Annotated in this window: 14 protein-coding genes; 13 read left to right on the plus strand and 1 reads right to left on the minus strand. The window is 69.1% G+C overall.

Going from position 1 to position 15,350, the window contains the following annotated elements:
* The first annotated feature begins 693 nt into the window (after positions 1 to 693).
* From AB0I94_RS41145 to AB0I94_RS41205, 13 genes are all read left to right on the plus strand, one after another.
* Positions 694 to 1,254: a hypothetical protein gene (locus AB0I94_RS41145; RefSeq protein WP_363314947.1), complete on the plus strand. Its 561-nt coding sequence runs from the start codon at positions 694 to 696 to the stop codon at positions 1,252 to 1,254.
* A gap of 557 nt (positions 1,255 to 1,811) precedes the next feature.
* Positions 1,812 to 2,120 (plus strand): hypothetical protein, encoded by a 309-nt coding sequence (locus AB0I94_RS41150; RefSeq protein ID WP_363314948.1) that lies wholly within the window; start codon positions 1,812 to 1,814, stop codon positions 2,118 to 2,120.
* Between the two features lie 16 nt (positions 2,121 to 2,136).
* Positions 2,137 to 2,829: an SAF domain-containing protein gene (locus tag AB0I94_RS41155; RefSeq protein ID WP_363314949.1), complete on the plus strand. Its 693-nt coding sequence runs from the start codon at positions 2,137 to 2,139 to the stop codon at positions 2,827 to 2,829.
* Between the two features lie 6 nt (positions 2,830 to 2,835).
* Positions 2,836 to 3,759 (plus strand): hypothetical protein, encoded by a 924-nt coding sequence (locus tag AB0I94_RS41160; protein WP_363314950.1) that lies wholly within the window; start codon positions 2,836 to 2,838, stop codon positions 3,757 to 3,759.
* A complete protein-coding gene (locus AB0I94_RS41165; RefSeq protein WP_363314951.1) occupies positions 3,752 to 5,290 on the plus strand; it encodes an ATPase, T2SS/T4P/T4SS family in 1,539 nt (512 codons plus the stop codon). The genes AB0I94_RS41160 and AB0I94_RS41165 overlap by 8 nt, the downstream gene beginning before the upstream one ends.
* On the plus strand, positions 5,287 to 6,258 hold the full coding sequence (locus AB0I94_RS41170; RefSeq protein ID WP_363314952.1) for a type II secretion system F family protein: 972 nt from the start codon (positions 5,287 to 5,289) through the stop codon (positions 6,256 to 6,258). The genes AB0I94_RS41165 and AB0I94_RS41170 overlap by 4 nt, the downstream gene beginning before the upstream one ends.
* A gap of 56 nt (positions 6,259 to 6,314) precedes the next feature.
* A complete protein-coding gene (locus AB0I94_RS41175; RefSeq protein WP_363314953.1) occupies positions 6,315 to 7,160 on the plus strand; it encodes a hypothetical protein in 846 nt (281 codons plus the stop codon).
* Positions 7,161 to 7,213: 53 nt separating this feature from the next.
* Positions 7,214 to 7,435 (plus strand): hypothetical protein, encoded by a 222-nt coding sequence (locus AB0I94_RS41180; protein ID WP_363314954.1) that lies wholly within the window; start codon positions 7,214 to 7,216, stop codon positions 7,433 to 7,435.
* Positions 7,432 to 7,845 carry a TadE family protein gene (locus AB0I94_RS41185; protein WP_363314956.1) on the plus strand — a complete coding sequence of 138 codons (414 nt, stop codon included), beginning with the start codon at positions 7,432 to 7,434 and terminating at the stop codon, positions 7,843 to 7,845. The genes AB0I94_RS41180 and AB0I94_RS41185 overlap by 4 nt, the downstream gene beginning before the upstream one ends.
* On the plus strand, positions 7,842 to 8,366 hold the full coding sequence (locus AB0I94_RS41190) for a hypothetical protein (RefSeq protein ID WP_363314957.1): 525 nt from the start codon (positions 7,842 to 7,844) through the stop codon (positions 8,364 to 8,366). Before AB0I94_RS41185 ends, AB0I94_RS41190 begins: the two co-directional genes overlap by 4 nt.
* 65 nt (positions 8,367 to 8,431) lie before the next feature.
* Positions 8,432 to 8,821 (plus strand): hypothetical protein, encoded by a 390-nt coding sequence (locus tag AB0I94_RS41195; protein WP_363314958.1) that lies wholly within the window; start codon positions 8,432 to 8,434, stop codon positions 8,819 to 8,821.
* A gap of 3 nt (positions 8,822 to 8,824) precedes the next feature.
* On the plus strand, positions 8,825 to 12,301 hold the full coding sequence (locus tag AB0I94_RS41200) for a LysM peptidoglycan-binding domain-containing protein (protein ID WP_363314959.1): 3,477 nt from the start codon (positions 8,825 to 8,827) through the stop codon (positions 12,299 to 12,301).
* A 296-nt stretch (positions 12,302 to 12,597) separates the two neighbouring features.
* Positions 12,598 to 13,185, plus strand: coding sequence for a TnsA-like heteromeric transposase endonuclease subunit (locus tag AB0I94_RS41205; protein WP_363314960.1), 588 nt, complete (start codon positions 12,598 to 12,600; stop codon positions 13,183 to 13,185).
* Positions 13,186 to 13,297: 112 nt separating this feature from the next.
* Here AB0I94_RS41205 and AB0I94_RS41210 read toward each other — a convergent pair whose 3' ends face one another.
* Positions 13,298 to 15,319: a serine/threonine-protein kinase gene (locus AB0I94_RS41210; protein ID WP_363314961.1), complete on the minus strand. Its 2,022-nt coding sequence runs from the start codon at positions 15,317 to 15,319 to the stop codon at positions 13,298 to 13,300.
* Positions 15,320 to 15,350: the final 31 nt, after the last annotated feature.

The raw sequence follows: 15,350 nt of genomic DNA on the forward strand, positions 1-15,350 counted from the left end.
AGCCCACCCCCTTGCGGATACCTCATATGACCGGCCTACTGCGAAAACCAAGACTTGTCAGCCCTCGCGACATCACGCCAACAAGGTCAGTAACCTGCGAACGCGCTCTGTAGGCCTCCCCCTGAACAGGCAGAAGTGTGCCTCCACAAAGGACAACGGCCAACTCCATTCCCTGCCAGCGCGATCACGTGGGTGCGCGCTCAAGCACCAGGGATGCACACACCCTGGCCCGTCTCCGACCTCGCTGAGCGTTCAGTAGCTGACCACCGCGCTGCACTGTCGCTGCGCACCCGCGCCAGGACACTCGGCCTTGGCCAAGCGGGGCACTAGACTCCGGATTCGCTCTTCATTCCAAGATTCGCCATTGCATCGACTGACCGTCCCACAGCACGCCGACGACCGTCGGTACAACACCTCACCTCATCTGTGCAGGTGACGTGTTGTGACCGAATACCTATCAACTGCCGTACACGACAGGAGGGAACGGGGTGCCCCGTGGGCCTTCTGCGTCGTAGTGTGACCGCTACGCAAACTCCATCACCGCAGCTCGTACCAGCCGCGCGCTCCCCATCTCGCTTTGCTCCAAGACCTGGGAGTTGACCGGCGCATCATCACGCCGCGCTGGGAGACACAGTGACACGAGCGGAACGCCAGAGTGCATATTCCGACATTCGCAGTAGGAAAAAAACGCAGGTGGCGGAGGTACTACTCGCCCTGTGTGCCGCCATCGTCCTCACCGCGTGCAGCAGTGTCGGCGACGCCAACACAGACAGCAACAAGCCTTCTCCCCCTCCCAGCAAGGCCTCCGGGTCAGTCCCCAGCAAGAGCGCGTGCCCTCTGGCCCAGGACAAGCAGGCAGTCCTGAAGGTGTACGAGCGCATGTGGGAAGAGCAGGTCAAGGCCTATGCGGCGGCGGACCTCAAAGGCACGGATCTGAAGAAATACGCTGCGGCAGGTGCCTACGCCCGTGCCAGGCTCGACGTCGAGGGCCTGCAGAAGAAGGGCATCTTCGCCAAGGGTAAGCCTGGCCACAAGACAAAGGTCACCAGCACCGATCTGAAGCGCCAGGTGCCCCGGGCCGAGCTCTCCGACTGCCTCAACACCTCCACCTGGAAGTACTTCTACCGCAAGACGGGCAAGCCCGTTCCCCTCCCTGAGGGGAACATGACGCGCTATGTCACGACCGTCAAAGCCGAGAAGTGGGGGAAGCAGTGGAAAATCTTAGAGCTAACGCCCCATCAGCGCGCCTGCTGACAATCTTCGCCACATCGGCGTCGCTGGTGGGACTGGCCTTCGCCGTACCAAGGCCTGCACAGGCCGCGCCTCCCGAGAGCGGATCATGTGTGAACGGGGCGGTCACCTGGATCATGTGCAAGGCCGGGCAGGAAGGCAGTCAGCTGGAGGGGGGCGCTGGTCTGCCTGCCCAACCGGCCATGGGCAGGGGCGGGAAGGGCAAGAAGAAGGATGAGCGCCAGGCCTGCACGGTCAAGAAGATGGACCCGCAGCCTCCCAAGGACAGTGCACTGTGGGAGGGCCACAGCGACGGAGCAGTCTACGAGCGCGAGTGCCGGTTCTCCGCAGACGGGGGTATCGGGGCCATCCCCATACCTTTCTGGGCAGCAGAGGAACCACCGGCTGTCGATCCCGAGGTCTTGGCCTAAGAGGCCGTGGACAAAATGAACTTGACCGGCCCCGACATCGGGAGCCCTCGCGCGGCGGGCAAGTACACGGTCGGGGTGCCAATGTGGCTGTGGGTGGTCCCCTCCCCCACAACGTTCGGTCCCAACACAGCGACTGCGACAGCCGGAAACGTGACCGTGTCTGCGACCGCGAAGGTGTCCTCGATTCGTTGGTCGATGGGTGACGAGAAGACGGTCACTTGTCAGGGTGCGGGCACCAAGTACAAGGCCTCCTACGGCATGTCGAAGTCGCCTGACTGCGGCCACTTCTACCGGACTTCGTCCAAGGACCGTGCGGGCGGCCGTTTTAGGGGAACCGCGACCGCGACGTGGGCTGTGGAGTGGCAAGTCACCGGCGGGGCCGGTGAGGAGGGCGCGTTCACCGAGGTGCGCGAGAGCGACTTTGGGGTGTCCGTGGGCGAGATGAGAGTCCTCGACTAGGCGGGATGGCAAGCGCGTGTTGAAGAGCAGTACGAAGAACAGGACGACGGTGCCCGCCCCGCCGGCTGGGGACGTGATGCGTCCGGAGCTGGACATCATCGATCCGGAGCCGCCGCGCAGGCGGCGCCGCTCGTTCATGGTGATCGGCGGCGTGATGGTGCTGGCCGGTGCGATCGGCTTTGCCGGTCTGCTGAACGCTTCGGGTGAGCGCTCCGATGTGCTGGCGCTGGCCCGCGACGTGCCCGCCGGGCAGAAGATCACGGCGGAGGATCTGCGGGTGGTCGCGCTGTCGGCGGATGCCGGGCTCAAGCCGGTGGCGGTCACGCAGAAGGACACGGTCATCGGGCGGCGGGCCGCGGCCGCGCTCACCGAGGGCTCGCTTCTGACCTCCCGTCAGCTCACCGGCAAGGGCGGGCTCAAGCCGGGCGAGGCGCTGGTCGCCGTGGAGGTGAAGCGGGGCATGGCTCCGGTCGACGCTCTGCGGCCCGGCGCCGCCGTCAGCCTGGTGAGCCGCCCCAAGGAGGGTGAGGTCGTTGGCAAGGAGCAGTCGGAACTCGCCGAGGTGCAGGGGCGTGTCGTCAAGGTGGGTGCCCCCTCCAGCAGCGGTGACGTCGTCGTGCAGGTGGCCGTGGCGGATGCGGACAGTGGTGTGGTGGCCTCGGATGCGAGCGCGGGCCGGGTGGCGATCGTGCTGAAGTCCGGGGGCTGAGGGGCGATGTCCGTGATGGTGTTGGCGGGCGGGCACGGGTGCGGTGTCACCGTGTCCTGCCTGGCTCTGGCCCTGTCCAGTGCCCGTCCGTCGCTGCTGGTGGAGGCTGTGGCAAGGCAGGCGTCGATCCGTTCCGGCTACCGGCAGGGTGCCTGGGGCGGGGAGGTGGGGCTGTGGCATCTGGCCCAGGCGCACCTGCAAAACCAGCTGGCGGAGGCATTCGAGGCACATCTGCGGCCGCTGGATGCGCAGGGCAATCGGCTGCTGCTGGCGGGTCTGACCGATCCGGCGCAGGCTGCCGCGCTGGCCGGAACGTGGGAGCCGTTGTCGTTGCTGCTGCAGGCGATGGATCAGCACGCCGGTTATGACGTGGTGGTCGATGCCGGGCAGGTCGTGGTCGAGGGCGAGGGGTTGCACCCGGGTCTGTTTCCCGCGGTGCTGGCCCAGAGGGCCGATGTGGTGTTGCTGGTGGTGCGCAACTCGCTGACATCGGTGGCGCAGACGTTTCCGGTGGTCCGGGTGTTGCAGGGGGAGCTGGAGCGGCGGGGCAGCGGCGCGGATGCGCTGCGGCTGCTGGTCATCCAGGAACTGTCGGCGGGGGCGGGCGGATTGCGTACCGATGCGATCGCGCGGCGGTTCGGGGTGCCGGTGGTGGAGATGCTGCCGTGGGATGCGACCGCGGGGGCGCTGTTCACGCACGGTGCGCAGCGCCCGGTGAAGCTGGCGAAGCTCGGTTTGATCAAGCAGGCCCGTAAGGCGGTGCAGGCCATCGGGGTGGAGGTCCATACCCGGCGTCGTGCGCTGGACATGCCTGCGGCGCCGGTGAGTTCACCGGTGGTGGCCGGGGTGCTGCAGCGGCTGGCCGCCAGCCGGCAGGCCCCTCCGATGCCGCCCCCGGACCCGCGCCTGGGGGTGAGGGTCGGTGACTGACCGGTTCGAGCTGCCCGCCATGAACGGGGCCCCCGCACGGTTGCAGGATGTGCTGAGCCAGGCCCTGCGGCCCGCAGCTCCGGGCGCTTGGGGCGCTTTGGGCACGGCGCCGCACACGCTGCGCCCGGCGGGGGCGGCGCTGACGTCTCCGGCGGCTGTCGAGGTCAGCGAGCAGGGGGCGCTGCCGGCGTCGCCGCAGGATATTGCCGATCTGCGTGATGCGGTCAGCGATGACATCGTCGCGGCTGATGAGAAGGAGCCGCTGGCCAACGAGAGCGCCCGCCGGGAGCGGGCCCGCTCCCTGGTCGCCGAACGGGTGTCACGGTGGGCCGTGGACCAGGCCCGCCGGAACAAGGCACTGACACCCGTGCAGGTGACCGCACTCTCCCAGGCCGTCTACGACGCGCTGTTTCACGCCGGGCCGCTGCAGAAGTACCTGGATGACCCGGATGTGGAGAACATCGTCGTGCTGGGTGATGCCGTGCAGGTCGACTACGTCAACCGGCCCACCGCGAAGGTTGCGCCCATCGCGCAGAACGACGACGAACTGATCGCGCTGATCAACCGGTTGGCGTCCAACTCCGGTCACCGCGAACGCAGGTTGTCGGCTTCCTCGCCGATGGTGAGCTTCCGCCTGCCCGACGGCTCGCGCGCCGAGGCCACGGTCCTGACCCCCGTGCCCTTCCTGGGCATTCGCCGACACCGGATTTTGAACTCGAGCCTGGAGGAGATGCAAGCATGGGGTTCCCTGTCCGGGGCCCTGGCCGCGTTCTTGCATTCTCTTGTGCTGGCGAAGAAGAACATTTTGATCGCCGGGGATGTGGGCACCGGCAAGACCTCCCTGCTGCGCGCGCTGGCGAAGAAGATCCCCGCGGAGGAACGGGTCGTCACCCTGGAGTCGGACCGCGAGTTGTTCCTGGACCACTACGACCAGGGCGCCCAGTTTTTGGCCATGGAGTCGCGCGAATCCAACGGCGAGCTCGTCGAGGGACATCCGGTCGGGCAGATCACCGTGGAGGACATGTTCCCGCACACCCTGCGCATGCTCTCTACCCGCGTGATCGTCGGTGAGGTCCGCGACCGGGAAGCCATCGCGATGCTGCAGGCGATGAGCGCGGGCGGTGCCGGTTCCATGTGCACGGTGCACGCCGCCTACCCCAGCCTTGTCCTTCCTCGTCTGGTCACCCTCTGCCAAGGCATGCACCGCGACGACGTCCACGAACTCGTCGGGACCGGCATCAATTTCATCGTCTACCTCAAGCAGATCAACCAGACACGGATCGGCGGGCGCCGCCACCGGTTCATCTCCCACGTTCTGGAGGTCCAGCCCGGCGAAGGCGGCCACCCCTCCATCCAGGAGATCTTCGCCCCTGCCGGCTGCGATCCACGCGGCGTGCCGCAGCTGGCGCCGTCCTGCATCGGCGAGCTGGAAGGCCTGGCCGGCTTCGACCGGCGCTGGCTGACCGTGCCCCCGTACGGGGCCTGGCCTACGCCGCTGGGCCTGGTCGGCGGAAAGGAGAGCGCGGCATGAGCAGCGATCAGTGGAGTCTGCTCGCCGCGCTGTGCGGCGCGCTGATCATAGGCGGGCTGCTCGTGGGCGTGCGCGGCGCCACCCAGGTGCCCGTGGCAGCAGGCCGGCCGCCCTCACGCTGGGTCGTGCGGTGGCAGGCCGCAAGGGCCGAGCTCCCCGACGCCTGGGCACGCCGCTACCGCTTCATCGTCCTCGCCGCGGCTCTGGGCACGGTGGGATCCTGGCTGATCTGGGCCCGCCCCGTGCACGGGCTGCTGGCAGGGGTGGCGGTGCTGGGGATTCCGTGGATCTGGAATCCGGCCGGGACCAGCAGTCGGCAGATCGTGCGCCTGGAGGCGCTGGCGGAGTGGATGCAGCAGCTGGCCGGGGTGCACGAGTCCGGTGGCACCCTGGACAGCGCGATCACCGCCTCCGCCACCCGTGCTCCTCAGGTGATCCGTCCGCAGGTGCGGCTGCTGGCCGCACGCCTACGGGTGGGCGCCAACCCCTCGATGGCCTACCGCCAGTTCGCCGACGCCTTCGCCGACGGCGCCGTCGACAACGCCGTCATGCTCTTCCTCACCCACGCCCAGGACCACGGGCCCGGTTTGAGCCGGGCCCTGCAGTCCATGGCCAGCCTCACCGAACAGGAAGCGATCTCGCTGCGCAGCCTGGACGCCAAGCGCGCCCAGGTCCGCACCGGCACCCGCTGGGTATCGATCATTTCGCTGGCAATCGCCGCGTACATCCTCACCAACCCGTCCTGGGGGGAGATCTACCGCACCGCCTCAGGGCAGTTGGTGATGCTGGTCCTGGGGGCGATGTTCGCCGGCGCGCTGATGGGGATGCGCAGGCTCGCCCGGGCGCGGCCGGCGCCGCGGCTGCTGGCCGCGCTGCCGACGGCCGTCGGTGTCGGCGAAAGGACGCCCAGCGCCGAGGGGGCGGCTGCGAGGGAGACGAAGCAGAAGGCGAAGGGGGCTGTGTCGTGATCTCGCCTGGAGCACTTGCATGCGGTGCGGTGGTCGGCGGTGGACTCTTCCTGCTGGTGCGCGAATTCTTGCCCTCGCGCCCCGACATGGACGCGGTCCTGGACCGCCTGGAGAACACCACCCCGGCAGCTGGCCCCACCACCAGCACCGCCTCCGCCTCCGGGGGTGCGCTTCGTCGCCGGCCGAAGGGGTCGGTGTGGGAGCGGGCCGGGGAGCAGATCCTGGCCTCTCACGGGCACCGGCTGGCCGTGCCGCGCGCCGATTTGGAGCTGCTGAACAAGTCGGTGGCCCACCACGTCGGCACGAAGGTCCTCGGCTCGCTGCTGGCCCTGGTCATGGTGCAGGTCGGCGGCGTGCTGCTGCGACTGTCGTGGGCACCGCCGCTGCTGGCCTCGCTCGCCTTCGCGTCTTTCATCTGGTTCGACGCGGATGCCACGGTGCGCCGTCAGGCGAAGGCGGCGCGGCTGGAGGTCCGCTATGCCATCGCTTCCTTCCTGGAGCGTGCGCAGCTGGAGCGGGGTGCGAACGTGGGGCCGGAGGCGGCGGTGCAGCGCACCGCCGAGGTCGGCGACCACTGGATCCTGACCCGGATCAGTGTCGCCCTCAAACGCGCCGAACTGGCCGGCATCCCGCAGTGGGAGGCCCTCAAACAGCTCGGGGAGCAGCTCGACATTCCCGAACTCGCCGCGCCTGCAGAGACGTTTTCGTTGGCGGGAGCGGGCGCTTCGATCCAAAAGACGCTGGCCACCCAGGCTCTGCTGCTGCGCCAGCGGCTGCTGACCGACCGGGAGGCCGAAGCCAACTCGGCCTCCGAGCGCCTGGTGGTGCCCGGCACGGTGCTGTTCACCGTCGTGCTGGTGATGTTCGCCTACCCGGCCTTCAGCGCTCTGACCAACATCTGACGATCAACAACCGTGGCGCTATGGGGCGTGATGGAAATGAGGGGACACACGTGATGAGGTTCAACGTGCTCGACCGGGCCGCCGTGCGGCTGCACACCGCGTGGCTGACGCGCGTGGAGAACGTGTCCGGTCACCGGCGTGATGCCGGGATGGAGACCCTGGAGAAGCTGATCCTGGGGGCAGTCGTGCTGGGCGTGGCCGTTGCGTTCGGCACCGTCTTCAAGGACACCTCCACCACGCTGATCGACCGGTTCAAGGCCGCCGTCGGCGCATGAGACAGGCCATCGAGCGGTGGTGGCGACACCGGATACAGGTCGCACGCTCCGGGCGCCGTGACAGCGGAATCGCCACCCTGGAGTTCCTGATCATTGCGCCCATGCTGTTGTTCATCTCCCTGCTCGTCCTGCAGTTGGGGGTGTTCTTCCTGGCCAGCACGGCCGCCCATACCGCGGCTCGTAAGGGCGCGCAGACGGGTGCCGAGTTCGAGTCCTCCCCCGGGGCGGGCGCGGCGCGTGCCCAGCTATGGCTCGGCCAGGTCGGCGTGGTGCAGCAGGCACAGGTCAGCACCGCGGGATCGACGGGCGAGCGGGTGCGGGTGACGGTGACCGGCCGCGTCATGAACTTCCTGCCATGGGACCTGCGGGTGGAGCGCAGTGCCGAGGACACCGTGGAGAAGAACCAGTGAATACGGAAACGACTCAGGCCGGCCCCGGCCAGCACCATCTCGCTCGCCGTAGGCGGGACGTCGTCACCGCCCGGGCCACGCACATGGGCGGCGACCGGGGCTCCTACACACTGGAAGCCATCTTGTGTCTGACCGTGCTGGTGCCGATCCTGGGCATCATCGCCGCGTTCGGGCTGGCCGGACTGGGCGACAGCACCGCCGCGAACGCGGCCGCGGCCGCCGCCCGCGCAGCCAGCGAGTCCGATGACCCCGACACGGCGCAAACCCGCGGCCGCCAGGCCGCATTGCACTCCTTGGGGCAGGCGCAGCGCACCTGCGCGAGCTCGGCCATCGTGGTGGACACCAGCGGCTTCCCCGCGGATCCGGGTCAGCCGGGCTCTGTCACGGTCCGTGTGGACTGCACGATCCCGCTGGCCCAGCTCGCGGTTCCCGGCCTGCCGGGAACCAAGACCCTCACGGCAACCCGGCACAGCGCCGTGGACCAGTACGTCGACCGCACCGGCGACGGGGGCGGCCCGTGAGCCCAAGAGAGCGTCTGGCCTGCGCCCTGGGTTTGCACTGCCGCGCGGAGAGGGAGCGGGGTTCGGTGACGCTGTACTTCCTCGGCTTTGCCATCCTCATGATCGGCCTGCTGGCGCTGCTCGTCGACGGTGGCCGCCTGCTCATGGCGTCCGCGGATGCCGAGGACATCGCCGCCGAGGCGGCCCGCAGCGCCGGGCAGGAGATCAGCGGTCCCGACGCCATCCTCGGTGAGGGCACCCGTGCCGACCCGCAAAAGGCGGTCGCTGCCGCGCAGGCCTTCCTGGCCGACGCCAAAGTCCAGGGCACGGTGACGGTCGCGCAGGACGGGCAGAGCATCGGCATCACCGTGAACGACACCTACCAGACGCTGCTGCTGGGCGGGTTCGGCTACTCCAGCATGCAGGTCACCGCGCACGCCGACGTCACGCTCGAACGCACCGACCCCGGAGCCTAAAAGATGCCGCACTCCCCCAGCCGCCCTGCTCTTGCCGTGCGTCTGGTGCGTGCGGCAGGAAGCCTCGCCGCGCTCCTGTTGCTCCTGGTGGGAGTGCCCGGGGTGCTGGCCAAAGCCGGCACTCTGCCGGGCGGTGTACCCAGCGGAACGGACATCACCGACGCTCTGCTGGCACCCGACGACGGCGGCGTGTTGTTCACCGTGCTGACCGTGGTCGCGTGGGCGTTGTGGGTCTGGTTCGCGCTGGGTGTTCTGGCCGAGCTCCCGCAGCTGCTGCGGCGCCGCCGCCCGAGCCGACGCCGTCGCCGTCGCCGTCGCCGTCGCGTGCTGGGAGCGCCACAGCGGCTGGCCGGGTTCCTGCTGGGCGGGCTGCTGGTGCTGCCCGCCGGGACCGCCATGGCCGCACCCTCACCGGCGCTCGCCGCCACCGCACCCCTCCAGCCCGCCGTGCACGCCGACGAGGCGGGCGAGGCCGATAACGCTGCCCGTGCGGTCTCCTCTGCCCCGGATACCACTGCCGGGCCGGTGCATGTGGTGGGTGAGACCGGTGAAACCGTATGGGACCTGGCCGTGCAGTTCCTCGGCTCGGGCTCCCGCGCCCAGGAGATCCGTACCCTCAACCCGCATCTGCCCGACACCGCGCTGTTGCCCGCCGGGCTGTCGGTGCGGCTTCCCGCCGATGCCCGGGTGGTGCAGACCCAGCCCGGTTCGGATACATCGGCGCTGTCCGCGCCACAGCTGCAACTCGCCGCCAGCGAACAGCCAATCAGTACAGCCGATGACGTCGAGCCGCGCGATGAGCGCGCGCACACCGTGCGGGCCGGTGAGTCCCTGTCCTCCATCGCCAAGGACGAGACCGGTGACGCCGCGCGCTGGCCCCAGTTGTATGAGGCGAGCAAGAACAAGGACCAGCCGGGCGATACGCCTCGGGTGAGCAACCCCGACCTGATCTTCCCCGGCCAGCACATCACCATCCCTGCGGCCGATGCCCCCGCCGACCCGCACCAGGAGGAGGGGTCCCACGCCCCCGGGGACACGTCCGATGACGAGAAGGACGTTCCCCGGGAAGACACCGGCCAGGACCAGGGCGGGCAGAAGGACGGTGAGAGGGACGGCGGCGGGGCTGCGGGCGGTGCCGACAAGCCCACCGAGCCGGCCAAGCCCACCCCCTCCCCGACCCCGGACCAGACAGCCAAGCCGTCAAAGCCGCCCTCCGACCGTGACCCCGATACCTCATCGGCCCCTCCCCGCTCCCCCACACCCTCCACCCCCGCCTCGACACCGGCCCCTGCCGACGAGTCGCCGTATGCGCTGAACACCCCCCGCACCGTCGGAGTGCTGGCCTCGTTGGCGGCCGCAGTGACGCTGGCCCTGGCCATCCGCCGCATCCTGCAACGCCGCAGAGCCAAACCCGGCGAGCTCATCGCCATGCCCGCCGATGTCTCCTCGGCCGAGGCGCAGATGGCCCAAGCCGCCGAACGCGCGGGCCCTCTGCGGCTGGACCGGGCCCTGCGCACGCTGGCCCACCAGGTCGCCCGCGACGGCCAGGCGCTGCCCGCGCTGCGCGGCGCGCGCATCACCGACCGCAGCGTCCAGGTCCTGCCCGAGGACCTGCAGGCCGCCCCCGCCCCTCCGTTCACCTCGAGTGAAGGCGGCTGGTGGGTCTGTGATGACGGCGCCGAACTGCTCAAGGAGCATGATGCGGAGCAGGTGGATGCCCCCTATCCGGGGCTGGTCACGATCGGCGCCGACGAGGCGGGTCACCTGGTGCTGCTGAATCTGCCGCACGCCGGCGTGCTCCTCCTGGGCGGCGAGCAGGAGCCTCTCGAGGAGGTCCTGTCCTCGATGGCGTTGGAGCTGGGCATGAGCCCGTGGGCCACGGACGTGGAAGTCGTCGTGGCCGGCTTCGGGGAGGGTCTGAACCATCTCCTGCCGACATCCCAGATCGCGTACATGCGCGAAAGCGCCCACGCCGCACGGGACTTCGCCGAACGCCTCCTGGAGGCACACCAGGAGCCGACCCAGACCCGCGCCCCCTACCTCATCCTGTGCGCGTCCCAGCTCACCGCGGACAGTGCCTGGCAGATCGCCGAAACCCTCGACAAGGCCTCCGGCGTCATGAAGACGGCACTGATCGCACCGGCATCGTCCGCCAACTTGCTGTTCGAGCACACCGAGGTGATCGACGCGGCCAACAGCGGGCCGCAGCGCATCGACATCCTGGGCACCGACATCACCCTGCAGCGCCTTCAACGCCAAGCCATCGATGAGATCACCGCCGCGCTGGCCGTCTCCGGCCAGAACGCCCACCCCGCTGATGGCGCCTGGAGGCATGTGCCTTCCGAATCCCAGACCTCACATGCGGCCCGGGACGCGGCCGCCGCCCGTCAGGTGGATGAAGCCGGCGAAGCCGTCTGCGTCCCTGGGCCCACCCACAGTGCCCCAGTCGCCGAACCAGCTCCTGGAAGCGACGGCGGGCAGAGCCCTCCGGAGGGCGGTGAGGGCCTGGGCGTCTTCCCCGCACTGCTGGCGGCTTCCCCCTCCCCCGCCGCCGTCAGCCTGCCGGTCCCTGCGGCTGCCCCCGAGGCGGTGCGCCCGGCCGCGCCCGGCGGCGGTGAAGAAGCAGGCGGTCCTGGCTCCCTTGCCCGGCCGGAGGATGCTCCCGAGGAGGCCGCCGCATCAGGGCCCGGTCCTCATGACGCGGCCCCACGCGGCACCGCCGTACACGCTGACCCCGGCGTACCCTTCATCCGGGTTCTGGGGCCGGTCACCATCTCCGGTGTCACAACATCCCGGCACGGCACCCGCGAGGCTCAACTGGCCGCACTGCTGCACCTGAAGCCAGGCCGCAGTGCCGACAGCCTGTGCGCGGACATGGACCCGGCCAGCCCCTGGTCGACCGACACCCTCAACGCACGGATGGGTGGGCTGCGGCGCAGCCTGGGCAAGGACGAGGACGGCGCCTCCTACGTGCCGCGCCGCGCCATCAAGTCCGACCCCTACGTGCTGTCGGAGAAGATCTGCTGTGACTGGCACCGCTTTCAGGAGTCCGTCGAAGCCGCCCTGCCACACGGTTTTGATGGGCTCGCTCAACTGGAGAAGGCCCTGGACCAGGTTCGCGGACGGCCTTTCGGTGCGCAGCCGCTGCCCTGGAGCGAACCTTTGCAGCAGGAGATGGCGATGCGTATCGTGAGCATCGCGCACACCGTGGCCACCTACCGCCTGGCCCCCGGCTCCCACCATGACCTCACCCTGGCCCGCCGAGCTGTCGCCACCGGTCTCGAGGTCGACACCTCTGCTGAGATCCTTTACCGCGACTTGTTCCAGATCGAGGCAGCTGCCGGGAACCGCAGCGGGCTCAACGCCGCCGTCTCACGCCTGGACCAGGTCAACCGGTCACTGGGACTGCCCATGGAAATCGAAACCGAACAGCTCATCCACCAACTCCTCAACCACACCAGCGATACCCCACGCATGTAGGATCCGCAACTTCGCTGACCCCGAAGGCGAATGCGTGGCAACGGATTAGCAATTCCGCGATCCCATTGACAATGCCTACGTTCAGTAGCGGTCGTTCTCTCTTCGCGCTGTCTGGTCCTCGTACGGTTCCGGCATGGCAGTGCCGACATCGAGCAGCACCCGTCGTACAGTAAGGATTCCCACAGCGGCGATCCGGCATGAGGACGGCTCGGTACGAGAAGTCCCGGTATGCCGGCTGCGGGCGACGGATTTCGTGGAGTCGAAGCCTTGGGCGAGATGTCCGCTCAGTCCACGGGATGTCGCATCACTCAGGCACGTACGCGTCCGCAACCACGGGCGGGCACGTGGTCTATGAGAGTCGGCTCGAGCCGGCCCGGTTGCTGCTGGCCGACTTCGATCCCGAGGTGCGGGGATTTTCGCTCAGCCGTGCCGCCTTACGGCTCGGGGCGATGACCGGGTGTAGCACCATGTCCCGGACTTTCTGCTGCTCACACACACGTGTGGCGCGGGTGGTCAACGTCAAACCCGCACAACGACTGCAAGACCCGAAGATCGCGGAAGCCCTCGCTTGGCCGGGCGAGCTGGTTCGCGGTCATGGCCGGGAGTACGAGATCTGGTCCGGAGCGGATCGGGTCGTGTTGGAGAACGTACGGTTCCTGGCGGCCTACCGGCGCCCCGGTGTCGTGCCCGAGAACGAGGTGGAGCGGGCCTGGCAGCATGTGGTGGATGGTGAGGAACTGGGCCTGGTCGAACGGCGGCTGGCGGGTGATCGGCCTCGGGAGACGGCCCGGCCGCCGCTGCTGGCGCTGCTGTGGTCCGGGCGGCTGACTATCGATCTGTTGCGGCCGCTGTCGGGAGAATCGGTCCTGCGGAGGAACGCATGAACGCATGGACGACGCCGGTGGCGCCTGGGCTGGGGGTCCGCTTCGACGGCGAGCAGTTCACAGTGCGGGGAGGGGGTATTCCGCGCCGGTCTGCGGGGGGTGGTCAGGGTGGTCAGTCGGTGCGGTCCAACCTGACATCCGTCTCCAGTGCCTCCCCTTCGGGCGAGTTGTACACATCCGCGCTGACGTACTTGCCATCGACACCGGGGAGGTGGGTGATCTCCAGGACCGGACCGTCCTTGCGGCAGCCGGGATCGGACCCGGCGTCGTCCGCCCGTAGTCTCGACGGGGCGGTGAACAGCGTCGTCTCGAGGAGTCTCTCGGTCTTGTCACCGCCGACGTACTTCTCCACGAGGGAGAACGCTTCGGTGACGTAGTGGCAGGTCTTGCCGTACTCCTTGGTGCGGATGCCTATGCCGTCTTTTTCGGGGCCGGAGAGGTTCATGTCGAACGCTTGGTAATGGGTGATCTGGACGGGCTTGGGGCTCCGTTGGCCCCCGAAGGGATCTATCAGCCTGCTGTCCGGATCGGACAGCGGATCCTTCTTGAAGGCCACGTCGCCCGCCTCGCCCGATGTCATCTCGATGGTGTCGCTGAGGCTCAGGAGGGTCATTCCGGGCTGCCGCTTGGCGCAGTCCGCGGCGGCGGCCTTCGGCTCGGTGCGCTCCAGGGTGCCTGCGGCCATCTCGATCGACGCGGCCGTATGGGACACGGAGGTGAGGCGGCTGCTGTAGACGCACACGTGGCCATCGAGCAACTGGGAGTACTCGACGACTCTGTCGCCGCGTCCGCCCTTGGTGATTTTCAGGCGGACATGGGGCGGCGCGTTCGAGGCGTCGCCGACGAACGGGCCGGTCCAGGTACCGAGGAGCTCGGCGGGCACGATGTTGGACTTCTTCTCGCCTCCGCCGCCGCCATCGCCGCTGTTCGAGGTTCCGGTGTCCCAGGGGCGGATCACGAAGAGCCCGCCCGCGAGTACGGCGAGGGCGGTGGCGGCCGATGCGGCCACGACAATGCGGCGTCGGTGCCACCCAGTTGGCGCCGAGGGGGCGTAGGCCGGGCTGGTGGGTGCGTCGTGCAGGGCGGGCGGGCTCGGCGGCGGCGCCTGTGTGGGTGTCTGCCAGGCGGGTTGAGGGGGTGGGCCCGCAGGGGTCTCGTACGTGGGCGTGGCAGTCGGCGTGGGGTACGGAGCCGGGGGAGCAATTGGGCCGGGGGCGACTGCAGGCTCCGGTACCTGGCCTGGTGCGAAGTCCAGCAACTGGGCGGACTGGCGGCCCAGTTGACTGAGCACCCTCCCCGGCAGCCACGGCTCGTCGGGGTCCGTGGTGGTGCGGGCGGCGATGTCCTGGGGGGTGGGCCGGAGGGCCGGGTCCTTCTGCAGGCACTGCTGTACGAGTCCGAGCAGGGACTCCGGTACGCCGCTGAGGTCGGGTTCTTCCTCCGCGACCCGGAACATCAGCGCGTGCAGCCCGCTGTCCACGGTCCCGAAGGGAGAGCGTCCGGTGGCGGCGTAGGCGAGGACCGAGCCGAGGCAGAAGATGTCGGAGGCGGAGGTGAGGCGCTGCCCCCGTACCTGTTCCGGAGACATGAAGCCGGGCGATCCGATGACCGCGCCGGTGCGCGTCATCGCCCCCTCGGCGATGGTTTCCAGGGCCCGTGCGATGCCGAAGTCAATGACGCGGGGCCCGTCGATGGTGATCAGGACGTTGCCCGGTTTGAGGTCACGGTGGATCAGGCTCGCCGTATGGATGTCGGTCAGCGCCCGTGCCAGTCCGCCCGCGAGGGCGCGTACCGAATTCTCCGGAAGCGGGCCGAAGTCCCGCGCCACCACGTCCTGGAGGGACGGCCCGGCGACGTACTGCGTGGCCACCCACGGCACCTGGGCGTCGGTGTCGGCGTCGAGCACGGCCGCCGTCCAGGCCCCGCCGACCCGCCGTGCGGCGGCCACCTCGTGGGTGAACCGGCGCCGGAATTCGGGGTCCTTGGCGTACTCGGTCTGCACGACCTTGACCGCGACGGTCCGGCCTACGTCCGAGCGCCCCAGGTAGACCAGTCCCATGCCGCCCGCGCCGAGGCGGGCGATGAGGCGGTACGGGCCTATGTGACTCGGGTCTTCGGTGATCAGTGGGTCCACGGCAGGACCCTAGTCGATGGGCTCTGAACGG

The sequence above is a fragment of the Streptomyces sp. NPDC050147 genome, from assembly GCF_040660195.1.
Classification (GTDB): Bacteria; Actinomycetota; Actinomycetes; order Streptomycetales; family Streptomycetaceae; genus Streptomyces.